This window comes from Microbacterium sp. UBA3486, assembly GCF_002377845.1.
Classification (GTDB): domain Bacteria; phylum Actinomycetota; class Actinomycetes; order Actinomycetales; family Microbacteriaceae; genus Microbacterium; species Microbacterium maritypicum_A.
Genome location: NZ_DFQP01000088.1, coordinates 19,333 through 38,261 on the forward strand (window position 1 = coordinate 19,333; position 18,929 = coordinate 38,261).

Below are 18,929 nucleotides of genomic sequence, written 5' to 3' on the forward strand. Positions count from 1 at the left end.
ATTCAAGGGTGACTTCGACTGCCGTTCATCTCCCCGTGCCCCGCCTTCCACGAGTGCGTGCGGCGGCCGGGCGGCTTCAGGATAACCCGGTGGCCGGACACAAGCGCGTTCTGCTCGCCGCACCGCGCGGCTATTGCGCCGGCGTCGACCGTGCCGTGGTCGCCGTCGAGAAGGCCCTCGAGCGCTATGGCGCTCCGGTCTACGTGCGCAAGCAGATCGTGCACAACATCCATGTCGTGACGGAGCTCGAGGAGAAGGGCGCGATCTTCGTCGAAGAGGTCGACGAGGTCCCCGAGGGCGCTCACGTGGTCTTCAGCGCTCACGGCGTCTCGCCGGCGGTCGTGAACGCAGCCGCCGATCGCGGACTCCACGCGATCGACGCGACGTGCCCGCTGGTCACGAAGGTGCATCGCGAGGCCGTGCGTTTCGCCCGGGACGACTTCGAGATCCTGCTCATCGGCCACGACGGCCACGAAGAGGTCGAGGGAACGGCCGGTGAGGCTCCCGAGCATGTGACGGTCGTGAACTCTCCGGAAGAGGCCGACACGGTCGTCGTGAAGGATCCGAACAAGGTCGTCTGGCTCTCGCAGACCACGCTCTCGGTCGACGAGACGATGGAGACCGTCAACCGCCTGCGCACTCGTTTCCCCGAGTTGCAGAACCCGCCGTCCGACGACATCTGCTACGCCACGCAGAACCGCCAGGTGGCGATCAAGAAGGTCGCCGCCGGTGCGGATCTCGTGATCGTCGTGGGCTCGTCGAACTCGTCCAACAGTGTGCGCCTCGTCGAGGTCGCGCTCGAGTACGGGGCGAAGGCCGCTTATCGCGTCGACTACGCCGAGGAGATCCAGCAGGAGTGGCTCGACGGCGTCGAGACCGTCGGCGTGACCAGCGGCGCCTCGGTGCCCGAGGTCCTGGTGCGCGAGGTGCTCGACGCGATCGGCGACGCCGGTTACCGCGACGTCGAAGAGGTGAAGACGGCAGAGGAGGACCTCATGTTCTCCTTGCCCAAGGAACTGCGTCAGGACGCTGCGGGACAGCGCGACGCGCGGGCACTCGGCGGTCGTGCATCAGGAGGAGGCGCGTAGCGGTGAACGCCGCGGAGGCGGAGCCCACCCTCATCGGGTCGGTGCAACGCGCTCTGCGGCTGGTCGACATCGTCGCCAACTCTCCTCGTCCTCTTCCGCCCAAGATGCTCGCGGCGATCACCGGTCTGACCCCGGGCACCACCTACAACCTGGTGCGCACGCTCGTGCACGAGGGGTATCTCGCGTCGGAACCCGACGGGGTCGTGCTCGGCGCCCGGTTTCCGTCTTTCCAGGAGCAGATCAGCTCGCGGGGCGTGTTCCTCGCCCGCGTGCGCGCTGCGCTCCGCGAGGTGACGGAAGACGTGGGTGCCACGGCCTATCTCTCACGCTTCGACGACGGGGAGATGCACCTGGTCGATATCGTCGACGCGGTCCGCAACCCCCGCATCGAACTATGGGTGGGGCTGCAGTCGAGCGCCCACGCGACGGCGTTGGGGAAGCAGATCCTCGCAGCCCTGCCGGAAGCCGATCGCCTGGACTACCTCTCGAGGCACCGTCTGCCGGAGCTCACCCCGCGGACGATCACCGACCGCAGGGCGCTGCTCACTCAGCTGGACCGCTCGCCGGGCTGGGCGATCGATCGGGAGGAATACGCCATCGGCGCCACCTGCGTCGCCGTGCCGGTCATCGCGCCGGGGATCACCGCGTCCCTGGCGATATCACTGCCGGCGGATCGGGCCGTCGTGGATCGCACGCTCGTCTCGGCTCTACAGCAGACCGCGCGGAAGCTCTCGCTGCAGTTGGGGGCGGATGCGCTGGACGAGGGGAGCTCCGGAGCGGAGTTCACTATCTGAAGTACGACCCCTGGTATTGCGGCATGCGTTTTCCTACTATGGGGAGAGTAGCGGCATACATGAACGCTACTGATCGCCTTCAGCGTCCCCAGCGCTGGCGATCGATCTGGATGAGGAGCGTCCCCAGTGCTCCACGTCCGCGGCCCCGAGAAGTCCCCACTTCTCCGGGGCCGCTATCGTTTCGGGCGCGCGTTCCCGCGGCGATCGGCTGTGAACCGGCCGGAGGTGGGGCCGTTAGCATGGCGAGATGAGTGAACAACGGCCCCGGTACGGCGAAATCGCGACTCCCGAGGAGCAGCGACGAGCGGCCGGTCTGCCGCCGCTCGAAGACGTGGTGATCGCACCGCCCACGACGCCCCTGCCGCCTGCTCCACAGGCAGGTCCTTCGACGAGTGATCCCGCGACGAAGCGATCGCACCCTCTCGATCGTTTCGCGACGATCGCGATGCTCGCCTACGGGCTGATCAACATCGTCGTCACCGGTCTGTCCTACCTCGACCTGCCCACGGTCATGAACCAGACGATGAAGGTCCTCGGCATCGAAGGGGAGTTCACGAACTTCGCGCAGGGGAAGACCTGGGGGACGATCGCCGCGATCGTGCTCGCGGTCGGATGGTCTGTCACCGCCGCGCTCTCGATCCGTCGCCTGCGTCGAGGACGGATCACCTGGTGGCTCCCGATCGTCGGCGCGATCATCACGATGGGCGTGGTGTCGATCTGCATCGCGGTGCCGATGATGAGCGATCCGGCGTTCGTCGCCCACCTCGAGCAGATGACGGCTCCCTGACCTCATCCCGTCGGCGTCGACGCACGACGCCCCTCGGCTACGAAGAAGGGGCCCGGCAGGAATGCCGGGCCCCTTCTGTCGTCTCGCGACCGATCAGCTCTGGGACTGGCCGTACGAGCCGAGCTGACGGGTCGACTCGACCACGCGGGCAGCCATCGCCGACTCGGCGATCTTTCCCCAGGCGCGCGGGTCGTACTGCTTCTTGTTCCCGACCTCGCCGTCGACCTTGAGGACGCCGTCGTAGTTCTTGAACATGTAGTCGGCGATCGCACGCGTGTAGGCGTACTGCGTGTCGGTGTCGATGTTCATCTTGATCACGCCGTTGGCGACCGCGAGGGCGATCTCCTCATCGGTGGAACCCGATCCGCCGTGGAACACCAGGTCGAGCGGCTTGGCGCCGGTGTTGTACTTGGCGGCGACCTCGGCCTGGATCTCGCCGAGGAGCTCCGGGCGCAGCTTCACTCCACCGGGCTTGTACACGCCGTGCACGTTGCCGAAGGTGAGGGCGGCGATGTAGCGGCCCTGCTCGCCGAGGCCCAGTGCCTGGACGGCCTGGTCGACATCGGCGAAGGTCGTGTAGAGGGCTTCGTTCGAGCCTTCGTGCTGCACGCCGTCCTCTTCGCCGCCGACGACGCCGATCTCGACCTCGAGGATGGCGTTGATGTTCTTCATGCGGGGGAGCAGGTCCTTCGCGATCTCGATGTTCTCCGCGAGGGGAACTGCCGAGCCGTCCCACATGTGGGACTGGAAGATCGGGTTGCGACCGGCCTTGACCTCTTCTTCGGACGCGGCGATGAGCGGCTCGACGAAGCCCGCGAGCGCATCCTTCGGGCAGTGATCCGTGTGCAGTGCGACGGTGATCGGGTAGTTCTTCGCGACCTCGGTGGCGAAGCGGGCGAACGCGAGGGCGCCCGTGGCGCGGGCCTTCACCGTGTGGCCGGCGAAGTAGTCGGCTCCACCCGTGGTGACCTGGATGATGCCGTCGGAGCCGGCTTCGGTCAGCCCCTGGAGGACGGAGTTGATCGTCTGCGAGCTGGAGACGTTGAATGCGGGGTACGCGAAGCCGCCGGCCTTCGCGCGGTCGAGCATTTCGGCGTACTGATCCGGGGTGGCGACGGGCATGAGAACTCCTGCGATAGGGGAAGCCGGGACAGCTGCCACTCTATCGGGGCGTGTGGGCCTCTACCGCAGTCATGACCTCCAGTGCGCGAGACGGCTTCTGCTTCCTTGTTAAGAATCGCGAATCCTTCGCAGGATAAGGGCCGAAAGGGGCCGGATTCGGACCCGTCGCTGGCTAGGCTGACCGCATGGTGAGTCTGACAGCGGATCTGAGCCCTCTTCGTCCCGACCGTAACCTCGCGATGGAGCTGGTGCGTGCGACGGAGGCCGCGGCCATACGCGCGGTGCCGTTCATCGGCCGCGGTGCCAAGGAGGCGGCGGACGGTGCGGCTGTCGATGCCATGCGCGCCTTCCTCGGCACGGTCGACTTCCAGGGCCGCGTCGTCATCGGCGAGGGGGAGAAGGACAACGCCCCGATGCTCTTCAACGGCGAGGTGGTGGGCACGGGCCGCGGACCTCTGTGCGACATCGCGGTCGACCCCATCGACGGAACCTCTCTCACGGCCGCCGGTCGGCAGAACGCCCTTTCCGTGATCGCCGTCTCGGATCGTGGCACGATGCTCGATGCCTCGACCGTGTTCTACATGGACAAGCTCGTCACGGGCCCGGCAGGTGTCGGGGTCGTCGATATCCGTCTGCCGATCGGTGAGAACATCCGCAAGCTCGCGGGTGCGCTCGACAAGCCCGTCGACGAGATCGTCGTCTCGGTGCTGAACCGCCCGCGTCACGAGCAGCTGATCCAGGAGATCCGCGACGCCGGCGCCGGCACCCGTCTGATGAGCGACGGTGATGTCGCCGGTGGCATCAACGCCGCCCGTCACGATGCGCGCACCGACATGTGCGTCGGGGTCGGCGGCAGTCCCGAGGGCATCGTCACGGCGTGTGCGATCAAGGCTCTCGGCGGGCACATCCAGGGTCGCCTCTGGCCCCGCGACGATGACGAGCGTCAGCGCGGCATCGATGCCGGACTCGACATGGACAAGGTCTACGAGGCGGACGACCTGGTGCAGGGGAACAACACGATCTTCGTCGCGACCGGTGTCACCGACGGGCAGCTCGTCGCCGGCGTCCGTCGCGAGCGCGGCTATGTCTACACCGAGAGCGTCGTGCTCCGCGGGGCATCCGGAACCCTTCGGCGCATCGCATCGGAGCACCTCGTCTCGAAGTGGCTCTGATCGTTCGGGAGCCTACCGTCACGTGATCGTCGGCCGGGGAGCCGGCGGCATCGTTATCGAGCCGGTATCGCCCGGCAGGGGCGCGATCCACGGTTCTCCGGGGCGCCGTGTCACAATTGTCACTGGGTTTGTCGCCGTCGACGGAGCCGCCAGGCACCGCAGGCACAGGAGGGCGAACAGATGACAACGCAGCACACGAGCGGCTCGAAGGCCGCCCCGACGAAGATCATCACGACCAACACGGGTCGCATCCTGCGGGTGAGCGCCGATGCGGAATCCGTTCCGGCACCGCCCGTCGCCACACCGGCCGCTTCGGTGGTCGATCCGGCTCGCCGGGCCGACGTGCTCTTCCGTGTGCGTCGAGACGAGGGACACGAGATCAGCGCCTGGTGGATGATCGGCGCGTTCCTCGCGACCAGCGGTCTCGTCATCCTGCTGCTCAGCGGCGTTCCCGGCATCGCCTGAGGGCCGTCCTCGGTCGCTGATCCGCCCGCATCATCCCTCGTCGAGTCGATTCCGCACGTCGCCGACATCCGCGCGGACCGTCTCGCCACGCGTGGCCTCGAGAGCATCGATCCCGCTGGTCTGCGACGCATGATCGCCGGAGGCGGTGTCATCCGTCGTGATGAGCTCAGGGGCGGTGAATCTTCTGGCCGCGCCCACCGTGGTGGCAGATGCGGTCGCGAGCGCAGAGGCATCGACGCCCGGGAACTGGCGGGCGGTGACGAGCACGCGCGTCTCGAGTGAGCCGGCGAATCGGTTGTAGCTGTCGACGGTGCGCTCCAGCGCCCGACGCAGGTCGTCGGCATGCCCGGCGAGCGTACCCAGCCGGTCGTACAGCTGTGTGCCGAGGGTGAGCAGCGTGCGCGCCTCGGTCGACACCTCCTGCTGCGTCCAGGTGAAGGCGACGGTCTTCAGCACCGCCCAGAGGTTGACGGGGGAGGCGAGCGCCACCCGGCGGCTGAACGCATAGTCGAGCAGGGTCGGGTCCTCATCGATGGCGGCGGCCAGCAGCGACTCGCTCGGCAGGAAGCAGATCACGAACTCGGGACTGGCATCGAGTCCCGCCCAGTAGGCCTTCTTCGCCAGGGCGTCGATGTGCGCACGGACCGCCTTGACGTGCTTCTGCATCAGCGTGCGGCGTTGCGGCTCTCGCGCGTCGCCCCCGGGGAGAGCGGAGGCCTCGAGGTAGGCGTCGAGAGGGACCTTGGCGTCGACCGCGATCGAGCTGCCGCCGGCGAGGCGGATGACCATGTCGGGTCGCCCCTGACCGCGGTCGGAGGAGATCGTCGCCTGCAGGTCGAAGTCGATGTGACGGGTGAGTCCGGCAGCCTCCACCACGCGGCGCAGCTGGGTCTCTCCCCAGACACCGCGCGTGGCGGTGGAACGCAGAGCGCCGGCCAGCGATTCCGTCGTCGCCCGCAGCGCCTCGTCGGACTCCTGGGCACGACGCAACTGCTCTTCGAGAGTGCCGAACTGGGCGTGCCTCTCCCGCTCGATCGCCGTGACCTTGGTCTGCATCTGCTGCAGACTCTCGCGGACCGGAGCCAGGGCGGTCAGCACGGCGTTCTGCTGCTGCACCCGCTGCGCCTCCGCACGCTGCTCGTTCCGCGCATGCTCGACGGCGTCGCGGTACAGGTCGTACTGCCGGTCGCGATCGTCGCGCGCGGACGCGAGCTCGGCCTGAGCACGCGCGAGTTCGGCTGCCCCGCGACCAGCACGGAGGAACCAGCCCACGGCGACACCCGCCGCGAGGGCGACGAGGAGGAGAACGACAGCCAGAGCATCCATGTGTTCATGATGCGGCCGGCATCCGACATTCCCGGGTCGCCGCGCACGGATCCGCGTGACGAGTCGTACGCGCTGCGGTGATTCAGGCGCGGCGGTTCAGGCGACGGCGCGCTCCAGAACAGGTGCGACGGGTGCGACGGGGGCGGTCACGCGCAGGCTCAGGGCATCGGCGAGTGCGAACACGTCGGCCGCGCCGGCCCTCGCGGCAGCATCGATGACGATCTGCGCGCAGGCGCGGGCATCGGCGAGGGCGTCGTGGTGCGCGAACTCCTCGAATCCGGCAGCGGCGGCGGCGATCGGCAGGCGATACGAATCGAGTGTGTACGTCTTGCGGGCGACCTGCAGGCTGCACAGCGAGCGGTAGGGCGGGCAGAGCTGCCCGGTCGCCTCGGAGGCGCGACGCAGGACGTTGAGGTCGAAGCCCGCATTGTGCGCCACGAGCACGTCGGCCCCGGCGAACGCGCACAGGCGATCGAATTGATCGACCCACGTGGCGGCCGACAGCACGTCCTCGGGCTGGATGCCGTGGATGCGGACGTTCCACTCCTGGAACTCGTCGTGCCCTGGCGGTGGCTGGATCAGCCATCCCGTGGTCGCGACGACTTCTCCGCCGCGCACGCGGACGAGACCGACGGAGCAGGCAGACGCCGGACTGGAGTTCGCGGTTTCGAAGTCGATCGCAGTGAAATCCAGTGGCACATCCCCACTTTCCCCCGGCGGCTCGCAGAGGGGTCGGAGACTCGCCGTATGCTGGCGACATGGCTGAGGACATGGCGACGTCGTTCGGAGCGCAGGCCGGGGATTACGAGGCCGGAAGGCCCGACTATCCGTTCGAGGCGGTGGCGTGGATGCTCGAGCGGATGCCCGCGGATTCCCGCCGCGTCGCCGATGTCGGCGCAGGAACGGGCAAGCTCACGCGCGTCCTCTCGCAGGCTCCCGACGCCGAGGTCGTCGCGGTCGACCCCGATCCGGAGATGCTCGCCACGCTCCGCGGTGCGGTTCCGGGGGTGCCCACCTTCGTCGGGTCCGCGGAGCAGCTGCCGCTGCCGGACGCGAGCGTCGACGCCGTCGTACTGGGGCAAGCCTGGCACTGGGTGGATCCGGTCGCCGGCTCCGCGGAGATCGGGCGCACCGTGCGCAGCGGGGGAGTGCTGGGCCTCATCTGGAACATCCGCGACGATCGTGTCGAGTGGGTCCGCAGGCTCACCGAGATCATGCACGGCAGTCACGCCGAGATCATGCTCGCCGAGGGCGATCCTGTCGTCGCCGCACCTTTCGGCCCGATCGAGCAGGAGCGGTGGGAATGGGTCCGCCCCGTCATCCGCGACGTGCTGCACCGGATGGCGGCATCACGGAGCTACATCATCACCGCCCCTGACGAGGAGAAGGAGCGCATCCGCCGGGAGCTCGACGCCCTCTTCGATGAGCTCGACCTGCATGGCGATGCGACCATCGACCTTCCGTACGTGACCCGTGCGTACCGCGCCGTCCGCGACTGACGCACAGCTCCCGCAGGATCGCCGGGCACCGGCCAGGTAGACTCGTGCCCCGTGGCTCTCACTATCGGCATCGTCGGCCTGCCCAACGNNCCCAACGTCGGCAAGTCCACCCTCTTCAACGCACTCACCAAGAACGACGTGCTCGCGGCGAACTATCCGTTCGCGACGATCGAGCCCAACGTCGGTGTGGTGAACCTGCCCGATCCGCGTCTGGAGAAGCTCGCGGAGATCTTCGGCAGCGAGCGGATCCTCCCCGCCGCCGTGTCGTTCGTCGACATCGCCGGTATCGTGCGCGGTGCGAGCGAGGGGGAGGGCCTGGGCAACAAGTTCCTGGCCAACATCCGTGAGGCCGACGCCATCGCGCAGGTCGTTCGCGGCTTCGCTGACGACGACGTCGTGCACGTCGACGGCACGGTCAACCCGGCATCCGACATGGAGACGATCAACGCTGAGCTCATGCTCGCCGACCTGGAGACCGTCGACAAGGCGATCGCCCGGTACGAGAAGGAAGTCCGCGGCAAGAAGATCGAGCCTGTCGTGCTCGAGACTGCGAATGCGGCGAAGGATGCGCTGGAGCGCGGCGTGCTGCTCTCGGTCGCCGGCATCGACCTGACGCCCATCCGCGAGCTGGGTCTGCTCACCGCGAAGCCCGTCATCTTCGTCTTCAACGTCGACGAGGCCGTGCTGACCGACGACGCGCGTAAGGCGGAGCTCGCCGCTCTCGTCGCTCCGGCGAAGGCCATCTTCCTCGACGCGAAGATCGAGTCGGAACTGATCGACCTCGACCCGGAGGATGCGGCGGAGCTGCTGGCTTCGACCGGCCAGGACGAGTCCGGCCTCGACCAGCTCGCCCGCATCGGCTTCGACACGCTCGGTCTGCAGACGTACCTCACGGCTGGGCCGAAGGAAGCTCGCGCCTGGACGATCCCCAAGGGGTCGAAGGCCCCTCAGGCGGCCGGTGTCATCCACACCGACTTCGAGAAGGGGTTCATCAAGGCCGAGATCGTCTCGTTCGAGGATCTGGTCGAGACCGGATCCGTCGTCGAGGCCCGTGCCAAGGGCAAGGCCCGCCTCGAGGGCAAGGACTACGTCATGCAGGATGGCGACGTGGTGGAGTTCCGCTTCAACAACTAGCGCGATTCGTCGGGCGCCTGCCAGGGTAACCCTGTGGACACTGTGGAACGCTCTCGTCGGAGCCACGCGCTGAAGATGCTTCCCGCCGTGGCGATTCTGTTCGTGACGTGGGCGGCTCTGTGGGCGGCGCAGCACATGCCGACGCTGTGTGCGTTGGCATCGCCGTGCCCGGCTCCCGATGTTCGTGTTGCGCCCGCTTTGCTGTTCGGAGGGCTGATGCTGGTGCCCATGGGAATCCTGGTCCTCACTACCGCAGCCGGTCGTTCGAACGGGTGGGTGCGGGCTGTTGCTTATGTCATGCTCGTGGGCTTGGCGATCGTGGGCCTGGCTGCGGTGATGTTCTCCGGAGGATTCACGATCCCGTTCGTGTAGATTCGCCGGCCTGTTCTGCCTGATCATCGTCACCATCGCGCTCGTGCTCACGCGTCGACTCGAGAGATCGCGGATCGGCGCCCGCTGAGGCCCCGCGTCTGTGCACCACCTGCACGGATGACAGGATTGACGGATGACCGCAACACTCGTGGCCCAAGGGCTGGCCGGCGGGTACGGCCACCGCACCCTGTTCGACTCGCTCGACCTGACCGTCACAGCGGGTGACGTCGTCGGTCTCGTCGGGGCGAACGGGGCGGGGAAGTCGACCCTTCTGAAGCTGCTGGCCGGTGTCGACGAGCCCCAGGCCGGCACGATCCGGCTCTCACCGGCGGATGCCTTCGTCGGCTGGCTGCCGCAGGAGCACGAACGCATCGTCGGAGAGAGCGTCGTCGACTACATCGGCCGTCGCACCGGCTGCGCGGCCGCGACCGAAGCCATGGATGCTGCCGCAGCGGCCCTGGGGGACCCGTCTCTCGCCGCGCCGGGCACCGATCCTGCCGACACCTACTCCGTCGCGCTGGACCGCTGGCTGGCGAGCGGTGCCGCCGACCTCGACGAGCGACTTCCGGTGGTGCTCGCCGACCTCGGACTCGACCTGGGCGCCGACCCGGCCGCAGCGATGATGACGTCGCTGTCGGGCGGACAGGCCGCCCGCGTCGGTCTCGCCGCACTCCTGCTCTCGCGTTTCGACATCGCCCTGCTGGACGAACCGACCAACGACCTCGACCTCGACGGGATCGAGCGGCTGGAGGCCTTCGTGCGCGGACTCCGTGGCGGTGTCGTCGTTGTCAGCCACGACCGCGAGTTCCTCGCGCGCTGCGTGACCCGCGTGCTGGAACTCGATCTCGCGCAGAACAGCAACCGGGTGTTCGGCGGTGGCTACGACGCGTACCTGGAGGAGCGGGCCACGGTCCGGCGACACCAGCGTGAGAAGTACGACGAGTTCGCCGACAAGAAGGCCGACCTCGTCGCTCGTGCCCGGACCCAGCGCGAGTGGTCGAGCCAGGGTGTGCGCAACGCGATGAAGAAGGCTCCGGACAACGACAAGATCAAACGCAAGGCGTCGGCCGAGTCGAGTGAGAAGCAGGCGCAGAAGGTGCGTCAGATGGAGAGCAGGATCGCCCGGCTCGAAGAGGTCGAGGAGCCGCGCAAGGAGTGGCAGCTCGAGTTCACCATCGGCTCGGCGCCGCGTTCCAGCTCCGTCGTGTCGACACTGAGCTCGGCCGTGTTCCGGCAGGGAAGCTTTCAGCTCGGGCCCGTGTCGCTCCAGGTGAACGCGGGGGAGCGGATCGGCATCACCGGTCCCAACGGCGCCGGGAAGTCGACGCTGCTGCGCGGACTGCTGGGACGGCAGGCTCCGGACGAGGGAACGGCGAGTCTCGGTGCGAGCGTGCAGATCGGCGAGATCGACCAGGCCCGCGCACTGCTGGTCGGCACGCAGCCGCTCGCCGTCGCCTTCGAGGACCTCGTGCCGGAGATGGCGTCGGGTGAGGTCCGCACACTCCTGGCGAAGTTCGGGCTCAAGGCGGATCATGTGACACGCGCCGTCGATGAGCTCTCGCCGGGTGAGCGCACGCGCGCGGGACTGGCACTGCTGCAGGCGCGGGGCGTCAACCTGCTCGTGCTCGACGAGCCGACGAACCACCTTGACCTGCCCGCGATCGAGCAGCTCGAACAGGCGCTCGAGTCCTACGAGGGAACGCTGCTGCTGGTCACCCACGATCGTCGCATGCTCGCCACGGTGCAGACCGACCGGCACTGGCGGGTGGAGGCGGGAAAGGTCGCCGAGGTATGACGAGCCTCGTCATCGACAGTGTCCCGCACGATCTGCTGACCACGAACGACCTGGCACGGCTGCGGGAGCTGTTCGACATCGAGTACTCCGCGGAGTTCGGGGCGTGGAATCCTGATCAGCCCTACGGTTATGCGCCTCACGACCTCCATGTCATCGCCCGACTCGACGATGCCGTGGTGGGACACGTCGGCTGGGCGCGGCGCACCATCAGCGTCGGTACGGCGGAGGTCGTGATCGCCGGAGTCGGCGGGGTTCTGATCTCCCCGCAGGCACGAGGACAGCGGGCCGGCGCCCGGCTCATGGAGCGCGCAGCCGCATCGATGACGGAGGCCGGGGGCATCGAGTTCGGGTACCTCGGGTGCCGTGAAGAGGTCGTCGCCTTCTACGAATCCTGCGGATGGCACCGCGTCTCCGCAGCGGAGCACTCGATCGATCGCGCCGGTCAGCCCACCACGCAGGCTCCGGGGCCGCCGATTCTGACATTCGCGCTCGGCTCCCCACCGCGCAGGTGGCCCGAGGGCACGATCGATCTTCGCGGACGGGCCTGGTAGCGGCCGGCTCTGCTGATCCGCTGCCGGAACGTCTCCCTGACCGCCGGGTCGGGATACGCTGGAACATGGCGGCTTCGGCCGCGGTTCGGTCGCTGGCGTCCACCGTGGACGTTCCGCCGGAGTTCCCGACCCTGACGGCACGAGGAGATTGACGCCGATGACCGACACCCAGATCTTCGAGCCCGACGGCCGCGCGATCCCCTTCGTCGACGAGGGCGACGGTCCCGTCAAGCTCGTCCTGATCCAGGAGCGCGATCTGGCGGCTGATGTTCTCGGCGTCGTCGCGCACTACCTCGCCGAGGAGGCGGGCTTCCACGTGCTGCGCATCGGTCATCGCGCCGAGGTCAAGCACGAAGAGGTCTCGCTGGAGGATCGGGTCGAAGACGTACTCGCCGTGATCGATCACGTCGGACTGGGCGACACGTGGATCGGCGGCCATGGCTTCGGCGGCACGGTCGCGCGGGCGTTCGCCCTGGCGCATGCCGACCGAGTGAACGGTCTGGCGCTGCTGGCTGTCGAGGAGAACGACACCCCGCTCGCACCCGTGATGCCCGTTCTGATCATCCAGGGCACGAAGGACATCGACGCTCCGTTCGCCAACGGTGAGCAGCTGCAGTCCACCGCGCCCGAGCGTGCGAGCGTGAAGAGCATCGACGGAGCCGATCACCTGTTCCCGATGACGCACCCGATCGAGACCGCCGTCGTCATCGAGGAGTACCTCGACTGGGACTGAGGCCTTCGCCCAGAGGCCCTCGCCGAGCGACCTGATCCTCTATCGACCCTGACGCTTCTTGTAGGGCTTCGGCTGCCCCTTCACCGCGGGCGTGCGACCCTTGCCCTTCGAGGCTTTGGCCTTGCCTCCGGCGGGGGCGGGTGCATTGCGCACCGGCGCCGGAGCCGCGGCGACCTCTGCCTTCGCTTCGACGAGGAGGAGTTCGCCGACAGGGGTGAGCCGGGTCGGGCCCTCGCGATGGACGATCGGATGACCGACCTCGGCTTCAAGCTTGTCGATCGAGGTGTAGAGCGAGGCCAGCGGGATGCCGAGCTTCTCCGCCGCACGCGGGAAATGCAGTTCCTCCGCGAGGACGACGAAGCGGCGGAGCAGGGAGATCTTCACGGTGGCCTTTCAGTGTTCGCACGAGCGTGCGAGCTCGCTCCAGGTTACGCGGTGGGCCTCTCAGATATCGCTGTAATCGTTCGAGGGCACCTGGATCTGCTTGACCACGTCACCGTCGAACCAGAACAGCGTGAAGATGATCCCGACGGAGCCGGGGTGAGTCAGCGACTCGGTCCCGGGGGCCTCGCGCCCGCCCACACCGACGAACTCCGCGGTGCGCGGGTCTTCCGCGTCGACGAGTGCCCAGGCGCCCGCGTCGATGAGTTCCTCGCGTGTGGATCCGACGGCGACACCTTCTTCGGTCATGATCGGGACGCCGTTGAGCGATGAGCCGGTGATCGCAACGGATGCCGGAGCTTCGTGCGCCGTATCCGTGAAGACCTTCAGCCCGTCCCACGTGTAGTTCACCATCCCGTACTCATAGCCAGGGGGGTCCTCGACCTTCTCCGGTTCCGGGAGCCCGCCGGCCACCTCGCCGACCAGGTTCAGGACTGCGTCGAGGTCGGCGAAGTCAGCGCGACGGATGCCGGATTCGTCGGTGACGGCGATTCCGTCGAGGGAGACGACGATCTGTGGTTCGATCTCTGCCGTCGCGCTCGGGGTCGGCGAGGGCGCCGCGGTGGGAGCTGTCGACGGCCCGGTCGTTGAGGGGGCGGACGTGCACCCGATGAGGAGGAGGGCGGAGGCGGCCAGGGCCACGGCAGAGGCAAGAGAGTGTCGCACGCTCGAATTGTATTGACTCAACAGCGTCCTTCGCGCTGGACGGAGCACGGAGTCCAGATCGTGACCTCCCCAGACAGACGGATGCCGCGACCCGATCGGCCGCGGCATCCGGAATCCTTCGGTCAGGCGACCTGAGGGGTGACGGCGAAGGACACGGAGCCTTCGTCGTCGACGCCGGCATCGAGGATCTTGTCGTCGAGCGCAGCGGCCGCCGACTCATCGAGGAACAGCCGGGTGCCGGCGACCTCCACGACCTGGTCCTGCGGCTCAGGGTCCGCGGCGACGAGCACGGCGAGGCGTGCACCGCCCTCGGGGCCCTGGGCTTCGGTGGAGTGGATGCGGAGCCCGGCATCCGGTGCGTCGGTCTGACGGCTGACAAGGGTCGTCACGATGGCGGAGGCGTTGTCGGTGAGGGTGAGCACGAGACTCTCCTTCCGGTTGGGGCATGCCACGGTCGCGGCATGTCCGGGCCACGATGCCGGACCTCGGAGATCGTCTCAACCCCCTTGCGCGGATTCGGAGGAGGCTCTTACCCTGCTCGCAGGTTCTTGCGCAGAAACACCTGCGCGGTGCCGTCGCCGTCGGGCACCCGCTCATGCTCCTCATAGCCGCACGACTCGTACAGGCGGATGTTCGCCTCGCTCAGGCTTCCGGTGAACAGCTCGGCGACGTCTGCGCCCGACGCCTTCTCGGCGCTCTCGAGCAGCAGCCTCCCGATTCCCTCGCCCTGCATATCGGGGGCGATCGCGATCCTGCCGATCAGGAGCAGACCGTCCTTCTCGACGTAGCGGATGGCGCCGACGAGGCGCCCGTCGATGCGCGCCGTCAGCCCGGACTCCGATCGCAGCTCCGCCTCCATCTCGGAGAGAGTCTGGGTCAGCGGAGGCATGTCGACGCTCCCGTAGATCGCAGCCTCCGAGACGAAGGCGGCGCGCTGCACGGTCAGCACCTCGCCGGCATCCTCGTCGCCGATCGGGGAGATCACGATCTCCGGCCGGGTTCTGCTCGGATCTTCGTTCACGGAGTCTGCGTTCACGGAGTCTGCTTTCACGTTGTCTGCGTCATTCACCCGAGCCACATTCGGGGTCGCCTCCCGACGGTGTCAACCCCCTCGCCGCGCGTCTCCGCCCCGGCTAGCGTCACCGGTAGGAGGTCACACCATGGCTGAAAGCAAGACCACGAAGACCGGCGGCTCGACGAAGGGCGCGGCGAAGACGACCAGGCAGCAGAACGCGGAGAAGGGGTTCACCGCCTCGACGACGCTCGCGAACAACCTGCAGGCGGTGCTCGTCGACCTGCTTGATCTCGCGATCCAAGGAAAGCAGGCGCACTGGAACGTCGTCGGACGCAACTTCCGCGACACGCATCGCCAGCTCGACGAGATCATCGACGATGCGCGGACCTTCAGCGACACGATCGCGGAGCGCATGCGTGCACTGCACGCCGTCCCCGACGGGCGCAGCGCGACCATCGCGAAGACGACGTCGCTTCCCGAGTTCCCTGCGGGGGAGGTGTCGACGACGGAGACCATCGACCTGATCACCGAGCGCCTCGAGGCCGCGGTGGGAACGGTGCGCGACGTGCACGACGCCGTCGACGAAGAGGACCCGACCTCGGCCGACCTCCTGCACGCCATCATCGAGCGGCTCGAGCAGTTCGCGTGGATGGTCAGTGCGGAGAACCGGAGTCCGGCGGGTCGCTGAGCCCTCTCGCGTCCGCGGAGTCGCCGTCACTCGTCGGCGGCTCCGCGGACGAGAGGACGGCCCCGCATGACGCGGGGCAGCGCCACCCACAGGGATACCACCAGCACGACCGCTGCGACGAGAGCGATGATCCCCGCCGTACGGTCCACCGTGAAATCGACGATCAGGGTCGTCACGCCGATGGTCAGGGCACCGATGACGACCAGGTCGATACGGACGATCCGGGCGGCGATGCGGACGAGGTCGGGCTTGCGACGGCGGCCGAACAGTGCACGATGCATCCCCACCGGCGCGAGTGCGAGGATGGTCGCCACCGCAGCGAGAGCGACGAGGACGACGTACAGATCTCGCTGGAGCTCGTCCATGTCGGTGAAACGCGGCTGGAAGGCAACGGCGAGGAGGAATCCAGTGAGGATCTGCGTACCGGTCTGCATGACGCGCAACTCCTGCAACAGCTCGTCCCAGTTGCGATCCGCGCGTTCATTCGCGGTCTCGTCGCGTCCGTCGGCACGGTCGTCGAGACCGTCCCCACGACCAGATGGTTCTGATGTCATGGTCTCAGTGTGGATTCCGCACTCCGGTGCTGTCCAGACGCGTGCACCTGCAGAACGAAAGAAGGCACGATGACGCTCCCGCCGATCCGCGACTGGTGGTCCGAACTCTCGGAAGACGGGCGCCGGGCGGTGCTCGACAGCAAGACCCCGCACCTGGAAGAGGAGGTGCGCGAGGAGATCCGCGTCATCACCGGCGCCGTGGTCGGGATGGTGGAGTCCCTGAGCGACGACGACCTCGAGTACGCCCGCTCGCACGCCGAGCACGAGGAATGACCTCCTGCGTGCACGGCTCGGCTGCCTACGCGGCGTCGGTCTCGGACGTGCCCGCATCCTCTTCACGTAGCCGCGGTTCGGTGCGTCGTTCCGGGCGCACGCCGGCCTTGTCGGCGTAGAACGCGCGGATCCGGTCCATGTCCGACGCGACATCGCCGGTCAGGTCGATCGTCGGGCCGAGTCCCGTGGTCATGGTCGTCCGATCGACGAACCCGAGCGTCACCGGCATGCCTGTCTCTCGGGCGATCCGGTAGAAGCCCGATTTCCAGTACTCGTTGCCGCCGCGGGTGCCATCCGGAGTGACCACCAGGCCGAAGACCGTGCCGTCGTGGACCTGGCTCACGACGTCTTTCACCACGCGTGCCGGATCGGCGCGGTCGACGGGGATGCCACCGAGGCGACGCATGACCGGCCCTCGCCAGCCGTGGAAGAGGCTCTTCTTCCCCAGCCAGTGCACGTCGATATCGAGCTTCCAAGCGATGGCGAGCATCAGGACGAAATCCCAGTTAGAGGTGTGGGGCGCGCCCACGAGCACGGTCGGGCGCGTCGGCGCGGCCTCGCTCACGAGCGTCCATCTGCTGAACGCCCAGAAGATGCGGGCGAGGAGTCGTGTGACCATGGATCAACCGTAGGGGAGAACAGCTGTCCGCCCGCTGTCGACGCCCACCGGGCAGGCTCGGCGCCACCGCCTCCGGGCGGGCGTACGATCGAGGGATGAAGAAAACGCAGCAGGACTCCGTGCAGCAGGAAGCGCCCGTCGGGCTGCAGCCGCTCCTGGACTCTCTGAATCTGCTCGAGGGCGATGCTGTCGGCTATTGCAGCAATGGCGTCTGCCAGTTCCCCGCCCCGAAGAGCGAGTAAGCGGCAGACGCCATCGCAGGCCGTCTACGGAGGGTCAGTGACCGCCGTGGAAACCCTCGCCGGCATCGTCGGCGGGCTTGCGGACGAACGGGCTGAGCGCCACCGCCGCGATCGAGATGATCGCCGCGATGAGGAACGCCATGCGCGCGCCGGGAGCGCCGGCGACCGCGGTCGACAGCCCCTCCTGCTCGCCCGCGTGCAGGATCGAAGAGTACGTCACCAGCAGCAGCGCGACACCGGCCGCGCCGCCGACCTGCTGCAGCGTGTTCAGTACCGCAGAACCGTGCGAGTACAGCGATCGCTGGAGCGACCCGAGCGAGGCGGAGAACAGCGGCGTGAACGACATCGCCAGGCCGACCGACATCGCCGCCTGCACGATGATGAGAACCCACCATACGGTGTGCTCGCCCACCGTCGAGTAGAAGAAGAGCGACGCCGAGACCAGGATCGTGCCGGGGATGAGCAGCGGACGCGTGCCGCGCGCATCGTAGACACGGCCCATGACGGGCCCGAGCAGCCCCATGAGCAGCGAGCCCGGAAGCAGGATCAGGCCGGACTGCAGCGGGTTGAGACCGGCGACGTTCTGCAGATACTGCGGAAGCAGCGTCAGCGTGCCGAACATCGACAGCGCCAGGATCGACATGATGATCACCGACAGCGTGAAGTTGCTGGAGCGGAACACGCGCAGATCGAGCAGCGCGTCGTCGACGCGCTGCAACACGAGCTGACGCCAGACGAACAGGCCGAGCGACACCGCGCCGACCACCAGCGAGATGATGCCGGCGGTCTCGCCCGATCCGCCCTCGCCGCCGAACTGGCTGAGTCCGAACACGATGCCGCCGAAGCCGAGCGCCGCGAGCGGGATCGACAGCACGTCGAGCGGCACGGCGCGGGTCTCACCCAGGTTCGTCATCCACTTGACGCCCATGAACAGGGCGATGAGGGAGATCGGGAGGATGATTCCGAAGAGCGCGCGCCAGCTGGCGAGTTCGAGCACCGCACCCGCGAGGGTCGGGCCGATGGCGGGAGCGAGCGAGATCACGAGGCCGACACGGCCCATCATGCGACCGCGGGACTGCGGCGGCACGACGTTCATGATCGTCGTCATGAGCAGCGGCATCATGATGCCGGTACCGGCCGCCTGGATCACACGGCCGACGAGCAGCACGGCGAAGCCGGGGGCGACGAGCGCCACGAGCGTGCCGAGCGAGAACGCGATCATCGCGGCGATGAAGACCTGACGCGTCGTGAACCGCTGCAGGATGAACCCGGTGGTCGGGATGACCACGGCCATGGTGAGCATGAAGGCGCTCGTGAGCCACTGGCCGAGCTCGGGCGGAATGCCCAGGTCGGTGTTCAGATGAGGGATCGCGATCCCCATCGTGGTCTCGTTGAGGATGGCGACGAAGGCGGCGACCAGTAGCAGCCAGATCACCCGCATGTCCTTGCGGGAGATCTCGCCCCCTGCCGCTGCGGGGGTCGTCGAGATGGAGCCGGTATCGACGGCAGACATGGGCGGCCTCCAGGGCGAAGAAGAAACGGAGTATCGCGAGAGTTCGCAAGAGTCACTCAGCGTAACGGCAGCCGCGGACA

At 67.8% G+C, this 18,929-nt stretch carries 24 protein-coding genes; 14 read left to right on the forward strand and 10 right to left on the reverse strand.

The window, feature by feature from the left end:
* The first annotated feature begins 8 nt into the window (after positions 1 to 8).
* From B2869_RS13995 to B2869_RS14005, 3 genes are all read left to right on the forward strand, one after another.
* A complete protein-coding gene (locus B2869_RS13995; RefSeq protein WP_172889151.1) occupies positions 9 to 1,088 on the forward strand; it encodes a 4-hydroxy-3-methylbut-2-enyl diphosphate reductase in 1,080 nt (359 codons plus the stop codon).
* Between the two features lie 2 nt (positions 1,089 to 1,090).
* A complete protein-coding gene (locus B2869_RS14000; RefSeq protein ID WP_167254585.1) occupies positions 1,091 to 1,882 on the forward strand; it encodes an IclR family transcriptional regulator in 792 nt (263 codons plus the stop codon).
* Between the two features lie 247 nt (positions 1,883 to 2,129).
* Positions 2,130 to 2,669, forward strand: coding sequence for a DUF6264 family protein (locus B2869_RS14005; protein WP_292767797.1), 540 nt, complete (start codon positions 2,130 to 2,132; stop codon positions 2,667 to 2,669).
* Between the two features lie 93 nt (positions 2,670 to 2,762).
* Here the strand turns inward: B2869_RS14005 and fbaA are convergent, their stop codons facing one another.
* The gene (gene fbaA, locus B2869_RS14010) at positions 2,763 to 3,791 is read right to left on the reverse strand and encodes a class II fructose-bisphosphate aldolase (RefSeq protein WP_021199556.1); all 1,029 of its coding nucleotides are present in this window, start codon (positions 3,789 to 3,791) and stop codon (positions 2,763 to 2,765) included.
* 185 nt (positions 3,792 to 3,976) lie between these two features.
* Between fbaA and glpX the strand changes: the two genes are divergently transcribed.
* Positions 3,977 to 4,963 (forward strand): class II fructose-bisphosphatase, encoded by a 987-nt coding sequence (gene glpX / locus B2869_RS14015; protein ID WP_017828697.1) that lies wholly within the window; start codon positions 3,977 to 3,979, stop codon positions 4,961 to 4,963.
* A 180-nt stretch (positions 4,964 to 5,143) separates the two neighbouring features.
* Complete coding sequence (locus tag B2869_RS14020) at positions 5,144 to 5,428, forward strand: hypothetical protein (RefSeq protein WP_029260379.1); 285 nt, start codon at positions 5,144 to 5,146, stop codon at positions 5,426 to 5,428.
* A 30-nt stretch (positions 5,429 to 5,458) separates the two neighbouring features.
* Here B2869_RS14020 and B2869_RS14025 read toward each other — a convergent pair whose 3' ends face one another.
* Positions 5,459 to 6,754: a DNA recombination protein RmuC gene (locus B2869_RS14025; protein ID WP_292767805.1), complete on the reverse strand. Its 1,296-nt coding sequence runs from the start codon at positions 6,752 to 6,754 to the stop codon at positions 5,459 to 5,461.
* Positions 6,755 to 6,850: 96 nt separating this feature from the next.
* Entirely contained in the window at positions 6,851 to 7,453 is a 603-nt protein-coding gene (locus B2869_RS14030; RefSeq protein ID WP_021199560.1) for an exonuclease domain-containing protein, read from the reverse strand.
* Positions 7,454 to 7,512: 59 nt separating this feature from the next.
* Here B2869_RS14030 and B2869_RS14035 point away from each other — a divergent pair, with 59 nt between their 5' ends.
* The 6 genes from B2869_RS14035 (at position 7,513) to B2869_RS14060 (ending at position 12,838) form a co-directional block, all read left to right on the forward strand.
* Positions 7,513 to 8,253: a class I SAM-dependent methyltransferase gene (locus tag B2869_RS14035; protein WP_292767809.1), complete on the forward strand. Its 741-nt coding sequence runs from the start codon at positions 7,513 to 7,515 to the stop codon at positions 8,251 to 8,253.
* A 51-nt stretch (positions 8,254 to 8,304) separates the two neighbouring features.
* Positions 8,305 to 9,387, forward strand: coding sequence for a redox-regulated ATPase YchF (gene ychF, locus B2869_RS14040; protein ID WP_292767812.1), 1,083 nt, complete (start codon positions 8,305 to 8,307; stop codon positions 9,385 to 9,387).
* A 228-nt stretch (positions 9,388 to 9,615) separates the two neighbouring features.
* Positions 9,616 to 9,759, forward strand: coding sequence for a hypothetical protein (locus B2869_RS14045; protein WP_292767815.1), 144 nt, complete (start codon positions 9,616 to 9,618; stop codon positions 9,757 to 9,759).
* Between the two features lie 133 nt (positions 9,760 to 9,892).
* Complete coding sequence (locus B2869_RS14050; protein ID WP_292767818.1) at positions 9,893 to 11,554, forward strand: ABC-F family ATP-binding cassette domain-containing protein; 1,662 nt, start codon at positions 9,893 to 9,895, stop codon at positions 11,552 to 11,554.
* Complete coding sequence (locus tag B2869_RS14055; RefSeq protein ID WP_292767820.1) at positions 11,551 to 12,105, forward strand: GNAT family N-acetyltransferase; 555 nt, start codon at positions 11,551 to 11,553, stop codon at positions 12,103 to 12,105. The genes B2869_RS14050 and B2869_RS14055 overlap by 4 nt, the downstream gene beginning before the upstream one ends.
* Positions 12,106 to 12,262: 157 nt before the next feature.
* The gene (locus B2869_RS14060) at positions 12,263 to 12,838 is read left to right on the forward strand and encodes an alpha/beta fold hydrolase (protein WP_292767823.1); all 576 of its coding nucleotides are present in this window, start codon (positions 12,263 to 12,265) and stop codon (positions 12,836 to 12,838) included.
* Between the two features lie 39 nt (positions 12,839 to 12,877).
* Here B2869_RS14060 and B2869_RS14065 read toward each other — a convergent pair whose 3' ends face one another.
* From B2869_RS14065 to B2869_RS14080, 4 genes are all read right to left on the reverse strand, one after another.
* A complete protein-coding gene (locus B2869_RS14065; RefSeq protein ID WP_292767826.1) occupies positions 12,878 to 13,222 on the reverse strand; it encodes a helix-turn-helix domain-containing protein in 345 nt (114 codons plus the stop codon).
* Between the two features lie 60 nt (positions 13,223 to 13,282).
* Positions 13,283 to 13,945 (reverse strand): hypothetical protein, encoded by a 663-nt coding sequence (locus B2869_RS14070; protein WP_292767829.1) that lies wholly within the window; start codon positions 13,943 to 13,945, stop codon positions 13,283 to 13,285.
* Between the two features lie 122 nt (positions 13,946 to 14,067).
* Entirely contained in the window at positions 14,068 to 14,367 is a 300-nt protein-coding gene (locus B2869_RS14075) for a hypothetical protein (RefSeq protein ID WP_017828684.1), read from the reverse strand.
* A gap of 107 nt (positions 14,368 to 14,474) precedes the next feature.
* A complete protein-coding gene (locus B2869_RS14080; protein ID WP_373695382.1) occupies positions 14,475 to 14,981 on the reverse strand; it encodes a GNAT family N-acetyltransferase in 507 nt (168 codons plus the stop codon).
* A gap of 124 nt (positions 14,982 to 15,105) precedes the next feature.
* On the opposite strand from B2869_RS14080, the gene B2869_RS14085 reads away from it, so the two are divergent.
* Positions 15,106 to 15,648, forward strand: a complete 543-nt coding sequence (locus B2869_RS14085) for a Dps family protein (protein WP_167254567.1) — start codon at positions 15,106 to 15,108, stop codon at positions 15,646 to 15,648.
* Between the two features lie 26 nt (positions 15,649 to 15,674).
* On the opposite strand, the gene B2869_RS14090 is transcribed toward B2869_RS14085, so the two are convergent.
* On the reverse strand, positions 15,675 to 16,202 hold the full coding sequence (locus tag B2869_RS14090) for a DUF6328 family protein (RefSeq protein WP_167254566.1): 528 nt from the start codon (positions 16,200 to 16,202) through the stop codon (positions 15,675 to 15,677).
* Positions 16,203 to 16,271: 69 nt separating this feature from the next.
* Here B2869_RS14090 and B2869_RS14095 point away from each other — a divergent pair, with 69 nt between their 5' ends.
* On the forward strand, positions 16,272 to 16,475 hold the full coding sequence (locus tag B2869_RS14095; protein ID WP_021199574.1) for a hypothetical protein: 204 nt from the start codon (positions 16,272 to 16,274) through the stop codon (positions 16,473 to 16,475).
* 25 nt (positions 16,476 to 16,500) lie between these two features.
* Here B2869_RS14095 and B2869_RS14100 read toward each other — a convergent pair whose 3' ends face one another.
* A complete protein-coding gene (locus B2869_RS14100) occupies positions 16,501 to 17,094 on the reverse strand; it encodes a 1-acyl-sn-glycerol-3-phosphate acyltransferase (protein ID WP_292767837.1) in 594 nt (197 codons plus the stop codon).
* A 95-nt stretch (positions 17,095 to 17,189) separates the two neighbouring features.
* On the opposite strand from B2869_RS14100, the gene B2869_RS14105 reads away from it, so the two are divergent.
* Positions 17,190 to 17,336: a hypothetical protein gene (locus B2869_RS14105; protein ID WP_168441045.1), complete on the forward strand. Its 147-nt coding sequence runs from the start codon at positions 17,190 to 17,192 to the stop codon at positions 17,334 to 17,336.
* A 34-nt stretch (positions 17,337 to 17,370) separates the two neighbouring features.
* Here B2869_RS14105 and B2869_RS14110 read toward each other — a convergent pair whose 3' ends face one another.
* The gene (locus B2869_RS14110; RefSeq protein ID WP_292767841.1) at positions 17,371 to 18,849 is read right to left on the reverse strand and encodes a DHA2 family efflux MFS transporter permease subunit; all 1,479 of its coding nucleotides are present in this window, start codon (positions 18,847 to 18,849) and stop codon (positions 17,371 to 17,373) included.
* Positions 18,850 to 18,929 lie beyond the last annotated feature (80 nt).